Here is a 14,615-nt window from a genome sequence, read left to right on the forward strand (position 1 = left end):
GCGGGCTATCGCCGAGGGCGAACAGCCGGTGCGCACCAACCGGGTGCCCGTCCACTAGCCTGCTTAACAACGCCCAACGCGAACGAAAGGGGCAGGCGTGGAGGTCAAGATCGGGGTCACCGACAGCGCGCGCGAACTGGTCATCAAGAGCACGCAGACGCCCGATGAGGTCGAGAAGCTGGTCGAAGCCGCGTTGGGCAACGGCGCAGACGGCGCCGGATTGCTCGCCCTGTCCGACGACAAGGGCCGTCGCTTCCTGGTGCAGGCCGCCAAGATCGCCTATGTGGAGATCGGTGTCGCCGACAGCCGTCGGGTCGGCTTCGGAATCGGTGCCGACGCCGCTACCGGTTAAGCGGCACGTGTGACAGACCGCCCCAGGCGAACGCCACCGTTCCATCGACGGCGTCGTCCTTGGAGATCGGGCGGTCACTGTCCAGCCAGTACCGCGCGCAGTCAACGCTGATCGCCACCAGTCCGACCGCGACCATCCGGGCGCGGTGCGGATCCAGGCCGGAGTCGTGGCTGACCAGGTCGAAGATCGCATCGATGCACGACTCGGTGGCCACCCGCACCTGGACCGCGACCTGCGGCTCGGCGACGTTGTCGTTCTCGAAGATCAGCCGATAGCCCTGGCTGTCGTGCTCGATGAAGTCGAAGAAAGCCTGCACCGCCGAACGCAGCCGCTGGCGGTTGTCGGTGGTGGTTCGCAGGGCCTGACGGACCCCGGAGACCAGGTTCTCCACGTGCCTGGCCAGGACCGCGAGGTACAGCTCCAGCTTCGACGCGAAGTGCTGGTAGAGGATCGGTTTGCTGACGCCGGCCCGCTCGGCGATCTCATCCATACCGGCCGCGTGGTAGCCGCGGTCGACGAATACATCACTGGCGGCGATCAGCAGCTGACCCCGGCGCTCGTCGCGGGGGAGCCGGCTGCCCCGGCGGCCGCCGGCGGTCGCCGCCTTGGCGCCGCTCGAGCGACGGCCGGACGGCTGGGCGCCGTCCCGCTCTGCCGTGTCGATCGGTTTGCTCATCGACTCCTCAATCTGATTCGGCCGGCGCCTGGGACCTGGGTCCGCGAGGGCCGGTGCGTGAGAGCGAGACTACGCGCTGCACCCGGCACTACCACCAGCGACATCCGACAATCGGCTGTGATCGCCATTTCGAACTTCACCCGGCACACCTCTGGGCGTGCCGCAGAGTCCCAGCTCGCAGACCTTGTGCCATTCTGGGACGGTGACCTACGACCCGGGGTGGAGCGGCGGCGGTCGAACCCCGGTACTGCGGGATCGCTTCCGCGAGCCACTGCGTGCCCAGCGTGACCCGCTCGCGGCCGGTGCTGGGCGGCTGCGGTCCGATCGTGATGTTCACCGCCAGTGGCGTAAGCAGACCTGGCTGGGCAGGTTCGTGTCCACCTACGGATGGCGCGCCTATGCGCTGCCGGTGCTCATGGCCCTGACCGTCGTTGTGGTGTATCAGGCCGTGACCGGCACCGGAGTGCGCACCGCCGTCCCCGACGACACCATCCAGGGGCCGCCGACGATCGGATCGGCGGGCACCTCGATCATCGGCGCGCCGCCGCGCGGCCTCACCGAGTTCGACGTCAACCTGCCGACCGGAGTGCTGCCGAACGGCGGGCCGTTCACCGAAGCCGGTGACATGTCCTGGCACGTCATACCCGGCATCGAGCCGGCGTTCGGTCAGGGCACCGAGAAGGTGTTCGCCTACACCATCGAGGTGGAGAACGGCATCGACACGACGGCCTTCGGCGGCGACGAGGCGTTCGCCCGGATGGTCGACCAGACCCTCCGCAATCCCAAGGGATGGACGCACACCCCCCAGATCGGCTTCATGCGGATCGACGCCAGCAGTCCCATCACCCCCGACTTCCGTATCTCGCTGACGTCGCCGCTCACCGTCCGGGAGGGCTGCGGCTACGAGATCCCGCTGGAGGCGTCCTGCTACAACCCGTCCTACGGGGCCAAGTCGGAGCCGCGGGTGTTCATCAACGAAGCCCGGTGGGTTCGCGGTGCCGTGCCGTTCCAGGGTGACATCGGGTCCTATCGGCAATACCTGATCAACCACGAGGTCGGACACGCCATCGGTTATCAGCACCACGAACCGTGCGACAAGCAGGACGGGCTGGCGCCGGTGATGATGCAGCAGACATTCGGCACCTCCAACGACGACGCCTCGAAGTTCGACCCCGAGTGGGTCAAGCCGGACGGCAAGACCTGCCGCTTCAACCCCTGGCCTTCTCCGATTGCCTGAACCGGGAAGCTTCACCCGCGGTTTGTCGTTGCCCCCACCAGCTGCTGTGATGGCTTGGCGGACGCGACGTTGAGGAGATTGCCCCGTGCCGATATCACTGCCGCCGCTGGTGGAACCGGCCGACGAGCTGACCAGGGATGAAGTGGCGCGCTACAGCCGCCACTTGATCATTCCCGATGTCGGCGTGCAGGGGCAGAAGCGACTCAAGAATGCTCGCGTCCTGGTGATCGGTGCAGGCGGACTGGGCGCGCCCACGCTGCTGTATCTGGCGGCCGCCGGTGTCGGCACCATCGGGATCGTCGACTTCGACGTCGTCGAAGAGTCGAACCTGCAGCGTCAGGTCATCCACGGGGTCTCCGACATCGGCCGGACCAAAGCCGAAAGCGCCCGCGACTCGATCGCCGAGGTCAACCCGCTGGTGCGCGTGCAGCTGCACCAGGTGCGCCTGGAGCGGTCCAACGCCGTCGAATTGTTCGCGCAGTACGACCTCATTCTGGACGGCACCGACAACTTCGCGACCCGCTACCTGGTCAACGACGCGGCGGTGCTGGCGCACAAGCCCTACATCTGGGGCTCCATTTACCGCTTCGAGGGCCAGGTGTCGGTGTTCTGGGAGGACGCGCCGAACGGGCTCGGCCTCAACTACCGCGATCTGTATCCCGAACCGCCGCCGCCGGGCATGGTGCCGTCGTGTGCCGAGGGCGGGGTGCTCGGGGTGTTGTGCGCCTCTATCGGGTCGGTGATGGGCACCGAGGCGATCAAGCTGATCACCGGTATCGGGCAACCACTGCTGGGGCGGCTGATGATCTACGACGCCCTGGAGATGAGCTACCGCACCATCGCGATCCGTAAGGACCCGGCCACGCCGGCGATCACCGAGTTGGTCGACTACGACGAGTTCTGCGGCGTGGTGCCTGAGGAGGCCGCCGCCGCGGTTGCCGGGTCCACCATCACTCCCGCCGAGCTGCGCGAGCTGCTGGACTCCGGGCAACCGCTGGCCCTGATCGATGTGCGCGAGCCGGGGGAGTGGGCGATCAACCGCATCGAGGGCGCCCAGTTGGTCCCGCAGTCGACGATCAACACCGGTGAGGGTCTGGCGAAGCTGCCGCAGGACCGAATGTCGGTGCTGTACTGCAAGACCGGCGTCCGTTCGGCCCAGGTCCTGGCAACCCTGAAGAAGGCCGGCTTCGCCGATGCGGTCCACCTGCAGGGGGGAATTGTGGCGTGGGCCAACCAGATGCAACCCGACATGGTCATGTACTAGGGCAACAGCGCGGCAGAACCGTGGCCAATGGCGGTGATCCGCCACGATCACCGGGTGAATGGCGGTGACCCGCCGCGCCCGGCTCCGCCGTGCTTGCGATCACCGCGGTTAGTCTTATCGCGTGACCATCGAGCCGCCGCCTGAACATGTGCTGGCGACGTTCGGTATTCGCAACGTTCCGCCCACCCCGCTTGGTGCCGGCTGGGAAGACGGCTGGAAGTGCGGGGAAGTGGTCCTGTCGATGGTCGCCGACCATGCCAGGGCCGCGTGGTCGGCGAAGGTCCGCGAGACCCTGTTCGCCGACGGCATCCGCCTGGCCCGCCCGGTGCGCTCCACCGACGGACGCTACGTGGTGTCGGGATGGCGCGCGGACACCTACGTAGCCGGCAGCCCCGAGCCGCGCCATGACGAGGTGGTGTCGGCGGCGGTTCGGCTCCACGAAGCCACCTCCAAGCTGGAGCGCCCCCGATTCTTGACCCAGGCACCGGTGGCGCCATGGGCCGACGTGGATGTGTTCATCGCCGCGGACCGGGCGGCTTGGGAGGAACGGCCGTTCGCCTCGCTGCAGGCCGGCGCACGGCTGGCCCCGGGATCGGTGGACGGCCAGCGATCGATCGACCTGATCAACCAGCTGGCCACCTTGCGCAAGCCCACCAAGAGCCCGAGCCAATTGGTGCACGGCGACCTCTACGGCACCGTGCTGTTCTCCGGCGCCGCCGCGCCCGGTATCACCGACATCACGCCCTACTGGCGGCCCGCCTCATGGGCTGCCGGTGTGGTGGTGGTGGATGCCCTGTCGTGGGGCGAGGCCGACGACGGGCTGATCGAACGCTGGGAGACGCTGCCAGAGTGGCCGCAGATGTTGCTGCGCGCGTTGATGTTCCGTCTTGCCGTCCATGCGCTGCATCCGCGGTCGACCGAGGAGGCTTTCCCCGGGCTGGCCCGCACGGCCGCGTTGGTTCGCCTGGCGCTCTAGGTTTCTCACCCCCCGGCTCGTCCTTCGCTTTTGTTCGCCTCTTTTGTTCGCCGAACGTGAACTCAGGCCGAGATTTCGGCCGGTTTTTCGGACTGTGTACACGCTCGGTGAATGTGCTGCCGTCAGAACCGGTGTCGCAGGCTGCGCAGATCCACCTTCCCGTCCACCGCCAGGACACCTTCGGCCCGAAGACGTTCCAGCTGCTCGGTGCGCAGGTGTGCCGTCGGTCGCCCCGACGCCGGGACCACCCGGTGCCAGGGCAGGTCAGTGCCGTCGATCCGCAGTATCCAGCCCACGATGCGGGGGCTGGAAAGCCCTGCCGCGGAGGCGACATCGCCATAGGTGGTGACCCGGCCGGCGGGCACGCTGAGAATCAGCGCGCGTACCCGCTCGACCTGTTCGTCGGTGACGGCCGCCACGAACCGCGCTCCTAGCGGCGGTCCAGCTGCGTGCGGATCACGGCGGCAGCCTCGGCGGGACGGGCTTGGTCGACCATGTGATTGCAGTCGAAGTCGACCACTTCGAACTTTGCCCCCAGCCGGTCCCGCAAACCGTCGACGAGCGCGGAGTGCACATACGGCGGCGAGGTGCGGGTGGCCCGCACCACGGTGGTCGGCGTGGACTGCGGCAGCACGGTCGGGCGGGCCAACTCGCTCCAGTAGGACATCACCGCGGGGACACTGATGCGCCAACCGAAGCGGCCCGAGGGCAGCGAGATCAGGTGCTCGTCGAGTTCGATGTCGAGCAGGCCGGGATCCACGTCGGACCAGGCGCCGTTCTCCTTCTCGGCCCGCGCCTCGGCGGGGTCGGGATAGTCGGGGGAGGCCAGCATCGCGGCGGCGATCGTGGCCATCCACTCGCCGTCCAGGCCGATAGCGGGGTCGAGCAGAATCAGCGCGTCGACGAGGTCGGGCCGTGTCGCGGCCAGGTGCAGCGCTATCGCACCGCCGAACGAGTGCGCGACCACCGGAACCGGGCCATCTGCGGTGCTCTCCAGCAGCGCGACCAGCGCGGCGATGTTGGACTCGATGGTCCAGGGGGCCGCCCACGACGAGTGGCCGTGGCCGATCAGGTCCGGCGCGGCGATGGCGACGTCGGGCAGATGCTCGGCCACGTAGCGCCAGCGGGCCCCGTGACCGGTCAGCCCGTGGACCGCCAGCAGCCCCACCGGCCCGTCCGGGCCGTAGCGGTGCACATGCAGTCGATGATCGGAATTCACCCGTCGATGGTGCCAGCCGCGCCCCTACTTGTCGGAGGGCAGTGCTGTTATAGGCGGCATGCCACAGGATTGGGAATCGCCGGCCGCGCAGGTCGCCGCGGCGCTCGATCCGGGCGCGCGCGGTGTTGTGCAGGTACGCGGCGGCCCCGGCACCGGCAAAACCCGCCTGTTGGTGGAGGTGGCCACCGCCCACGTGGCCGCCGGTGTGGACCCGAATTCGGTGCTGCTGCTGACGGGGTCGGGCCGGCTTCCCGCGGCGGACCGCGGGGCGCTGACGGCGACGGTGCTGGCCGCCGGCGGACCCGAGGCAGGCCGGGCGATTCGGGAACCGTTGGTGCGCACGGTGCACGGCTACGCCTTCGCGGTCCTGCAGCGCGCCGCCCGGCGGGCCGAGGCCACGCCACCGCGCCTGGTCACCGGCGCCGAGCAGGACAGCGTTATCCGTGAACTGCTCGCCGGCGACGGAGCCGGGGCCTGGCCGCCGTCACTGCACGCGGCCCTGGCCACCGACGGATTCGCCACCGAACTGCGAGACTTGATGGCGCGCTGCGCTGAGCGCGGCGTGGACCCGGCAGAGCTGATCAGGTTGGGCAAGCGCTGTCGGCGCCCGGAGTGGACGGCTGCGGGCCGGTTCGCTCAGCAGTACGAGCAGGTGATGCTGTTGCGCGCGGCGGTCGGCACCGCGGCGCCCCAGGCGACCACGCCGGCACTGGGTGCGGCGGAGTTGGTCGGGGCGGCGCTGGAGGCATTCGCGACCGATCCGGACCTGCTCATCGACGAGCGCAGCAGGATTCGGTTGCTGCTGGTCGACGACGCGCAGCAGCTCGACCCGCAGGCGGCCCGGTTAGTGCGGGTGCTCGCCGCAGGGGTGCACCGGACAGTGATCGCGGGCGACCCCGATCAGGCGGTGTTCGGCTTCCGCGGTGCCGAACCCACCGCCTTGCTGACTGACGACGCGGAAACCGGTGGGGCAGCGGTCCCGGTGGTGACGTTGACGACGTCGCACCGATGCGCCCCGGCGGTTGCCCGAGCCATCAGCACCGTCGCCGGGCGGCTGCCGGGCACCAGCACCACCCGACGAATCGAGGGCACCGGACCCGACGCCGGGATGGTGAGCGTGCGCACCGCGGCCAGCTCCCACGCCGAGGCTGCCCTGATCGCCGACACCTTGCGGCGTGCCCACCTGATCGACGGTGTGCCGTGGTCGCAGATGGCGGTGATCGTCCGGTCGGTGCCCCGGGCTGCCGCCCGGCTGCCTCGTACCCTGGCCGCCGCCGGGGTCCCGGTCACGCTGCCGGCCGGTGGCGGGTTGCTGGCCGAACAGCCTGCGGTGGCCGCCCTGCTCACGGTGCTGGAGTGCACCGCTGACGTCGTGGACGGACCCCGCGCACTGAGCCTGCTCACCGGGCCGATCGGCCGGGTGGACCCGATCTCGCTGCGGCAACTGCAACGCACTCTACGCCGCGGCAGTGTCGCCTCGGAAAGCCCGTCAGGGCCGCAGGATCCCGACGAGCGTCTCGCGGCGGTGCTCACCGGTGCGGCAGGCGAGCTGCCGATCGCCCACGCCCGCGCGCTGCGACGGGTTCGCGGGGTGCTGCAGGCCGCGGCCCGCAGCCATGCCGCCGGCCACGACCCACACCACACGCTGTGGCAGGCCTGGAATCGGTCAGGGCTGCAACAACGCTGGCTGGCCGCCGCGGAGCGCGGCGGTCCGGCCGGTGCCCAAGCCGGCCGGGATCTGGACGCGGTGACCGCGCTGTTCGACCTTGCCGAGCAGTACGTCGCGCGTACCGCCGGTGCCACCCTGACTGGATTGGTGGAGTACGTCAGCGCCATGCAACTGGCGGCGCCCCGCCCCGAGTCGGCGGCGGGCACCGAGGCGGTGTGCGTGCTCAGTGCGCACGCCGCGCTCGGGCGCGAATGGGACCTGGTGGTCATCGCCGGAGTTCAAGAAGGACTGTGGCCCAACACAGTTCCGCGCGGCGGCGTGCTGGGAACGCAACGGCTGCTGGACACCCTGCACGGCTTCGGTGAGGAGGTCTCGGCGCGGGCCCCGCTGCTCGCCGAGGAGCGGCGGCTGCTGGTGGCGGCGCTGGGCCGGGCGCGGCGCCGGCTGCTGATCACCGCGGTCGACGGTGATGGGGACGCAGGTGATGAGGAACAGATCCCGTCGGAGTTCTTCGCCGAACTCGCGGCGTGCGCCACCGGCGAAGCCGCAACACCACCGCCACCGCCGGTCGTGGCACCGCCGGTCTTGTCCGCGGCCGGGCTGGTGGGCCGACTGCGTGCCGTGGTCTGCGCGCCGGAGGATGCGGTCAGCGATGTCGAACGAGCCGACGCGGCAACGCAATTGGCGCGACTGGCCCGGTCAGGGGTGCCCGGGGCCCATCCGCAGAGCTGGCACGGCGCGGCGCCGTTGAGCACCGAGGAGCCACTTCGGCGCCCCGGAGACGGACCGGTCACCCTGTCACCGTCTGCTCTGCAGAATCTGCTGGACTGCCCACTGCGCTGGCTGGCCGAACGCCACGGCGGAACCGACAGTCGCGATCTGCGCTCGACGATCGGCTCGGTGATACACGCGCTGGTGGCCGAAACGGCGGTCAGCCCCGAGGAACTGCTCGCCGAGCTGGACCGGGCGTGGCAGCAGCTGCCGTTCGCGTCGCAGTGGTACTCGGCCAACGAACTCGACCGGCATCGCGCCATCATCGAGACGTTCCTGGCGTGGCGGGCGCAAACCCGTGGCCAACTCACCGAAGTCGGCACCGAGGTCGCCTTCGACGGAGTGCTCGACGCCGGTGACACTGGGGTTCGGCTGCGCGGCCGGATCGACCGGGTCGAACGCGACGCCGCAGGCCGGCTGGTGGTCGTCGACGTCAAGACCGCCAAGAGCCCGGCCAGCAAGGACGACGCGCAACAGCACGCCCAATTGGCCGTTTACCAGCTGGCAGTCGAAGCCGGGCTCATCGGGAACGACGAGCAGCCCGGCGGCGGCCGTCTGGTCTATCCCGCCAAACCCGGATCGGCGGGCGCCACCGAACGCGAACAAGACCCCCTCACGCCGGAAACTAGTGGGCAATGGCGGGAGCGGATCGCGCAGGCGGCCGCAGCCACCGCCGGTCCGCAGTTCACCGCCCGAATCAACGACGGGTGCCGGCATTGCCCGGTCCAGCCGATCTGCCCGGCTCACAACGGCGGGTGCGGCGCATGAGCGACCGCTACGACCCCGCCGAACTGGCGGCCGCGCTGGGGCTGCACCAGCCCACCGAGGAGCAGGCCGCGGTCATCGCCGCCCCACCGGGGCCTCTGGTGGTCATCGCCGGCGCGGGCGCCGGCAAGACCGAGACGATGGCCGCCCGAGTGGTCTGGCTGGTTGCCAACGGCTACGCCGAACCGGGCCAGGTCTTGGGGCTGACGTTTACCCGCAAGGCGGCCGGCCAACTGCTGCGCCGGGTTCGTTCCCGGTTGGCGCGGCTGGCCGGGGCGGGGCTGGTCCCGGTGGAACCGCGCGGATCCGGTGGTTCAGCGCGGCTCGACGGCGCCGCGGCCGCCACCCCGGTGGTGAGCACCTACCACGCGTTCGCCGGTGCACTGCTGCGCGAGCACGGGTTGCTGCTCGGTATCGAACCCGACACCCGGCTGCTCACCGAGACCGGACTGTGGCAGCTGGCTTTCGACGTGGTCAGCGGTTATCCCGGAAGGCTGCACACCGACCGGGATCCCGCCGCGGTCACCGAGAGGGTGCTGCGGCTGTCCGGGCAGCTGGCCGAACACCTGGTGGACACCGACGCGCTGCGCCACACGCACCTGGAGTTGGAGCGGCTGGTGCATACCCTGCCGCCGGGCCCCCGTCAGCGCGCAGAACCCAACCAGTCGTTGCTCAAGATGCTTGACACCCAGACCGAACGTGCCGAACTGGTGCCGCTGATCGAGGCCCTGCACCAGCGCATGCGGGCGGAGCGGGCAATGGATTTCGGCGCACAGATGGCGGCTGCCGCTCGTCTGGCGCAGGCAAGTGAGGCCGTCGGCGCCCAGTTGCGCTCCACCTACCGGGTGGTGCTGCTCGACGAATACCAAGACACCGGCCACGCGCAGCGCATCGCTTTGTCATCGCTGTTCGGCGGCGGTGTCGACGATTCCCTGGCGCTGACCGCGGTGGGCGACCCGATCCAGTCGATCTACGGCTGGCGTGGCGCCTCGGCGACCAACCTGCCTCGGTTCGCCACCGACTTCCCGCGCTCCGACGGCAGCCCGGCGCCCACCCTCGAGCTGCGGACGAGCTGGCGCAACCCGCCAGAAGTACTGCACCTGGCCAACGAGATCTCCGCGGAAGCACGCCAGCGCTCGGTGACGGTGCAGTCCCTGCGGCCGCGCCCGGCCGCGCCCCCCGGTGACGTGCGGGTCGCACTGCTGCCCGACGCAGTCGCCGAAGACGAGTGGGTCGCCGAGGCCTTGCAGCCGTTCTACCGACAAGCCGAGGCCGACGGGGTGGACCCGCCCACGGCCGCCGTGCTGGTGCGGCGCAATGCCGACGCGGCGCCACTGGCCGCGGCGATCCGCGCTCGCGGTGTCCCGGTGGAAGTGGTGGGGTTGGCCGGGCTGCTGTCCGTGCCGGAGGTGGCCGATCTGGTGGCAACGCTGCGCCTGATTCAAGAGCCGACGGCCGGCGCGGCGGCGATGCGCGTGCTGACCGGACCGCGCTGGCGGCTCGGTGCCGCCGACCTGGCCGCGCTGTGGCGACGCGCCGTCGAGCTGGCCAAGCCCGAACAGTCGAGTGCGCCGGTGTCGGCCGCAGAGATCGCTGCCACGGCCGGACCCGATTCCGAGACCGCATGTCTGGCCGATGCGCTGGCCGATCCCGGACCGGCAGAACGCTATTCGGCTCTGGGATACCGGCGCATCGTCGCCCTCGCGCAGGAACTCACCTTGTTGCGCGGCCACCTGTGGCATCCGCTGCCCGACCTGGTGGCCGAGGTACGCCGGGTGCTCGGCCTGGACTGCGAGGTACTCGCCGCGCAACCGGTGGCGGCAAGTGCCGCCGGCACCGAACAACTGGACGCCTTCGCCGACGTGGTGGCCGGTTATGCCGAGGGCGCCGGGGCGCGGGCCACGTTGCCGGGTCTGCTGGCCTACCTCGACGCCGCCGCCGTGGTGGAGAACGGGCTGGCCCCCGCCGCGCCGGCAGTCGCCGCCGACCGCGTCCAGATCCTGACCGTGCACGCCGCCAAAGGACTGGAATGGCAGGTGGTCGCGATACCGCACCTGGTCACGCGCGTCTTCCCCTCGACCGCGTCACGACGCAGCTGGCTCTCCGACGCCGCCGAACTCCCACCGCTGCTGCGTGGCGACCGAGCTCTTCAGGTCCGAGATCACGGCGTCCCGCTGCTCGACACCGATGGGGTCACCAACCGAAAGCAGTTGTCCGACGCCATCTCCGAGCATCAGCGCCGCCTAGACCAGCGGCGGATCGACGAAGAGCGCCGGCTGCTCTATGTGGCTGTCACCCGCGCCGAGGACACCCTGCTGATCTCTGGCCACCACTGGGGACAAGACGGGACCAAGCCGCGCGGCCCGTCGGACTTCCTCACCGAGATCAAGGCGGCGATCGAGAGCTCGGCCGACGAGGGCAGCCCCTGCGGTGTGGTCGAGCACTGGGCGCCGGCGCCGGCCGACGGTGAGAGAAACCCGTTATGCGACACCGCAGACGAAGAGATGGTGTGGCCGACTGACCCGCTGGCCGGCCGGCGCGGAGACGTCGAACGCGGTGCGGCCTTGGTCACCGCGAAGCTGCAGGACGGCGAAAGCCAGGGCGGCGGCCCTCCCAACGGCGACCCTGAAGACGGCGCACCCTCGGTCAGCCCGTGGGCCGCCGACGTGGACGCCCTGCTGGCCGAGCGAACCGAGGCCGCCACGCAGCAGGCCCGCGCCCTGCCCAACCAGCTCTCGGTGAGTGGCCTGGTCGAGTTGAGCCGTGACCCCTTAGGAGCCGGTCAGCGCCTGAGTCGCCGGCTTCCGGCTCGGCCTGACCCGCATGCGTTGTTGGGCACCGCATTTCATGAGTGGGTCCAGCGGCTCTATGGCGCCGAACGGCTTTTCGAGCTTGATGATCTGCCCGGTGCGGCCGACGCCGACACCGCCCGCGCCGACGCGCAGGAACTGGCCCGTCTGCAGGCGGCGTTTCTGGAATCGCCCTGGGCTGCCCGAACTCCCACCGCGGTCGAGGTGCCGTTCGAGATGGCCATCGGTAACCGGGTGGTGCGTGGCCGGATCGACGCGGTGTTCGTCGAGCGCGACGGTGGTGTCACGGTGGTGGACTGGAAGACCGGAACGCCCCCCGACGGACCGGACGCCCGCCGGCACGCCGCCGTCCAACTCGGCGTGTACCGCCTGGCCTGGGCGGCGTTGACAGGCTGCCCGGCCTCCCAGGTGCGGGCTGCCTTCCACTACGTGCGTTCGGGGACCACCGTCGTCGCGGAGGATCTGCCGGAACTGGCTGACCTGGCCGAGCTGCTCAACACCTGACACCGGGTGTGGTTACAGTAGTTCCGTGCGTCAGGCTGATCGATGACCGCCCGTCGTGGCAGGAGCTAGCTGGCGGCGGTTGCGGCGTCTTGACGAAACGCTGACCGCCCAACCCAGTTATGCACTCGTCGGCGTGTTACGCATGCCCCACGGGCAGAGCAATCCCGGCCGCACGGTCTACCGGCGAAGCCTGATCGCGGTGGCGGCACTGCTGGTGTCGGCGCTGTTCGTCTACGTCGACCGCGATGGCTACCAGGACGTCCAGGGTGACCGTCTGACCTTCCTGGACTGCCTCTACTACTCGGCAGTGACTCTGTCGACCACCGGATACGGCGACATCACGCCCGTCACCGAGTTCGCCCGCATGATCAACGTTCTGGTCATCACCCCGCTGCGGATCGCCTTCCTGATCTTGCTGGTCGGAACCACCGTCGAGGCGTTCACCGAGACCTCCCAGCAGGCATTCCGCATTCAGCGTTGGAGGAAGAGAGTGAAAGACCACACCATCGTCATCGGCTACGGCACCAAGGGCAAGACCGCCATCGCCGCGATGCTCGGAGACGACGAGACCACCCCCAGCGACATCGTCGTGGTGGACAACGATCGGGCTGTGCTCGATCGCGCCAAGAGTGCCGGGTTGGTGACGGTGGACGGCGATGCGACCAGGTCGGATGTGCTGCGTCTGGCCAGCGCGCAGCGCGCCGCGGCGATCGTGGTGGCCACCGGCTCGGATGCCACGGCCACGCTGGTGACACTGACCGCCCGCGAAATCGCCCCCCAAGCCACCATCGTGGCGGCTATCCGGGAAGCCGAGAACCAGCACCTGCTGGAACAGTCCGGGGCCGACTCGGTGGTGGTGTCCTCCGAGACCGCCGGGCGGCTGCTCGGCATTGCCACCACCACTCCCAGCGTGGTCGAGATCATCGAAGATCTGCTCACCCCCGACGACGGCTATGCCATCGCAGAACGGGAGGTGGAACCGAAGGAAGTCGGCGGCTCGGCCAAACATCTCAACGAGATCGTCCTCGCGGTGGTCCGCGGCGGGCAGCTGCTGCGCCTGGACGCGCCTGAGGTGGATGCGATTGAGCCCGGCGACCGGCTGCTCTACGTGCGCACGGTGACCAGCCAGTGACGATCGCGAGCGGTGCGACGCGAATCGGCACCGGGAGGCACGATGGGTGATTTCCAATTACGCCAGGTTCCCCTGCTGTCGCGGGTCGGGGCGGACCGCGCCGACCAGTTGCGCACCGACACCGATGCGGCCGTAGCCGGATGGTCGTCGGCCGCGCTGCTGCGCGTCGATCGCCGCAACCAGGTGCTGGTCGCCGGTAACCGGGTGGTGCTGCACGAAGCCAGTGAATTGGGCGACACCCCACCGCCGGAAGCGGTGTTTCTGGGCCGGGTCGAGGACGGACGCCACGTCTGGGCCGTCCGCGGCGCGCTGGAGGCGCCGGCCGGGGAGGACGTCTCGGTGCTGGACATCCGTGCCGCCGGTGACATCTTCGACGACGTCAGCGCCCAGCTGGTGTCGTCGGCCATCGCACTGCTGAATTGGCATGACAACGCCAGGTTTTCGGCTGTCGACGGCACGCCGACCAAGCCGGTGCGCAGCGGTTGGGCGCGGGTCAACCCGATCACCGGTGTCGAGGAGTTCCCGCGTATCGACCCCGCGGTGATCTGCTTGGTGCACGACGGTGCCGACCGGGTGGTGCTGGCCCGTCAGCACAACTGGCCGGTCCGGATGTTCTCGCTGCTGGCCGGGTTCGTCGAGGCCGGCGAATCGTTCGAGACGTGCGTGATCCGCGAGGTCCACGAAGAGGTCGGGCTGGCCGTGCGCGACGTGACCTACCTCGGCAGCCAGCCCTGGCCGTTCCCACGGTCGCTGATGGTCGGCTTCCACGCCGTCGCCGATCCGGGGCAGCCCTTTGTCTACAGCGACGGCGAGATCACCGAAGCCGCGTGGTTCACCCGCGACGAAGTGCGGGCTGCACTGTCCGCCGGAACCTGGAACACCGGCGATCCCCATGCCAAACTGCTGCTGCCCGGCTCGATCTCGATCGCTCGGACCATCATCGAGTCGTGGGCTGAATCGAGCTGACGGGGTCTACCCGGCGAGGCTCTCCAGCTTCGCCTTGACCTCACGCCCGGTCGGGTTGGTCAGGGTGGAGTCGTCGGCGAAACGCAGCGTCGGCACCGTGCGGTTGCCGCCGTTGGCTGAGCTGACGAACTCGGCCGCTGCGGGGTCCGACTCGATGTCGATCTCCTCGTAGTCGATCCCGAGGTTCTTCAACGAGGCCTTGAGCTGACGGCAGTAGCCGCACCACTGGGTCGTGTACATGACGAGCTGGCTCATAACTGACCAAACCTAGTAG

At 69.7% G+C, this 14,615-nt stretch carries 12 protein-coding genes; 8 read left to right on the top strand and 4 right to left on the bottom strand.

Features of this window, described 5'->3' with window-relative positions:
• Positions 1-97 precede the first annotated feature (97 nt).
• Positions 98-352 (top strand): DUF3107 domain-containing protein, encoded by a 255-nt coding sequence (locus tag AWC18_RS04670; RefSeq protein WP_085137933.1) that lies wholly within the window; start codon positions 98-100, stop codon positions 350-352.
• Here AWC18_RS04670 and fasR read toward each other — a convergent pair.
• Entirely contained in the window at positions 342-1,028 is a 687-nt protein-coding gene (fasR, locus tag AWC18_RS04675; protein ID WP_085137934.1) for an HTH-type transcriptional activator FasR, read from the bottom strand. The genes AWC18_RS04670 and fasR overlap by 11 nt on opposite strands.
• 202 nt (positions 1,029-1,230) lie before the next feature.
• Between fasR and AWC18_RS04680 the strand changes: the two genes are divergently transcribed.
• From AWC18_RS04680 to AWC18_RS04690, 3 genes are all read left to right on the top strand, one after another.
• Complete coding sequence (locus AWC18_RS04680) at positions 1,231-2,265, top strand: DUF3152 domain-containing protein (protein ID WP_064999865.1); 1,035 nt, start codon at positions 1,231-1,233, stop codon at positions 2,263-2,265.
• 85 nt (positions 2,266-2,350) lie between these two features.
• Positions 2,351-3,529: an adenylyltransferase/sulfurtransferase MoeZ gene (gene moeZ / locus AWC18_RS04685; RefSeq protein ID WP_109559987.1), complete on the top strand. Its 1,179-nt coding sequence runs from the start codon at positions 2,351-2,353 to the stop codon at positions 3,527-3,529.
• 121 nt (positions 3,530-3,650) lie between these two features.
• Positions 3,651-4,505 carry a TIGR02569 family protein gene (locus AWC18_RS04690; protein WP_064999857.1) on the top strand — a complete coding sequence of 285 codons (855 nt, stop codon included), beginning with the start codon at positions 3,651-3,653 and terminating at the stop codon, positions 4,503-4,505.
• 122 nt (positions 4,506-4,627) lie between these two features.
• On the opposite strand, the gene AWC18_RS04695 is transcribed toward AWC18_RS04690, so the two are convergent.
• On the bottom strand, positions 4,628-4,924 hold the full coding sequence (locus AWC18_RS04695; RefSeq protein WP_085137935.1) for an MGMT family protein: 297 nt from the start codon (positions 4,922-4,924) through the stop codon (positions 4,628-4,630).
• 11 nt (positions 4,925-4,935) lie between these two features.
• Complete coding sequence (locus AWC18_RS04700; protein ID WP_085137936.1) at positions 4,936-5,724, bottom strand: alpha/beta fold hydrolase; 789 nt, start codon at positions 5,722-5,724, stop codon at positions 4,936-4,938.
• A gap of 58 nt (positions 5,725-5,782) precedes the next feature.
• Here AWC18_RS04700 and AWC18_RS04705 point away from each other — a divergent pair, with 58 nt between their 5' ends.
• Genes AWC18_RS04705 through nudC form a run of 4 tightly spaced genes read left to right on the top strand, consistent with a single transcriptional unit; the run spans position 5,783 to position 14,341 of the window.
• Positions 5,783-8,932 (top strand): ATP-dependent helicase, encoded by a 3,150-nt coding sequence (locus AWC18_RS04705; protein ID WP_085137937.1) that lies wholly within the window; start codon positions 5,783-5,785, stop codon positions 8,930-8,932.
• The gene (locus AWC18_RS04710; protein ID WP_085137959.1) at positions 8,929-12,243 is read left to right on the top strand and encodes an ATP-dependent helicase; all 3,315 of its coding nucleotides are present in this window, start codon (positions 8,929-8,931) and stop codon (positions 12,241-12,243) included. The genes AWC18_RS04705 and AWC18_RS04710 overlap by 4 nt, the downstream gene beginning before the upstream one ends.
• A gap of 55 nt (positions 12,244-12,298) precedes the next feature.
• Positions 12,299-13,375, top strand: a complete 1,077-nt coding sequence (locus AWC18_RS04715) for a potassium channel family protein (protein WP_064999853.1) — start codon at positions 12,299-12,301, stop codon at positions 13,373-13,375.
• 42 nt (positions 13,376-13,417) lie between these two features.
• Entirely contained in the window at positions 13,418-14,341 is a 924-nt protein-coding gene (nudC, locus tag AWC18_RS04720) for an NAD(+) diphosphatase (RefSeq protein ID WP_064999852.1), read from the top strand.
• Positions 14,342-14,347: 6 nt separating this feature from the next.
• Here nudC and AWC18_RS04725 read toward each other — a convergent pair whose 3' ends face one another.
• Positions 14,348-14,596 carry a mycoredoxin gene (locus tag AWC18_RS04725; protein WP_064999850.1) on the bottom strand — a complete coding sequence of 83 codons (249 nt, stop codon included), beginning with the start codon at positions 14,594-14,596 and terminating at the stop codon, positions 14,348-14,350.
• Positions 14,597-14,615: the final 19 nt, after the last annotated feature.

This window comes from Mycolicibacter nonchromogenicus, assembly GCF_002101775.1.
GTDB classification, from domain to species: Bacteria; Actinomycetota; Actinomycetes; order Mycobacteriales; family Mycobacteriaceae; genus Mycobacterium; species Mycobacterium nonchromogenicum.

What these genes read in the sequence shown, in the direction of transcription:
- AWC18_RS04705 (WP_085137937.1), top strand. Translation starts at nt 5,783, where the DNA reads ATGCCACAGGATTGGGAATCGCCGGCCGCGCAGGTCGCCGCGGCGCTC.
- nudC (WP_064999852.1), top strand. Translation starts at nt 13,418, where the DNA reads ATGGGTGATTTCCAATTACGCCAGGTTCCCCTGCTGTCGCGGGTCGGG.
- AWC18_RS04710 (WP_085137959.1), top strand. Translation starts at nt 8,929, where the DNA reads ATGAGCGACCGCTACGACCCCGCCGAACTGGCGGCCGCGCTGGGGCTG.
- AWC18_RS04725 (WP_064999850.1), bottom strand. Translation starts at nt 14,596, where the DNA reads ATGAGCCAGCTCGTCATGTACACGACCCAGTGGTGCGGCTACTGCCGT.
- fasR (WP_085137934.1), bottom strand. Translation starts at nt 1,028, where the DNA reads ATGAGCAAACCGATCGACACGGCAGAGCGGGACGGCGCCCAGCCGTCC.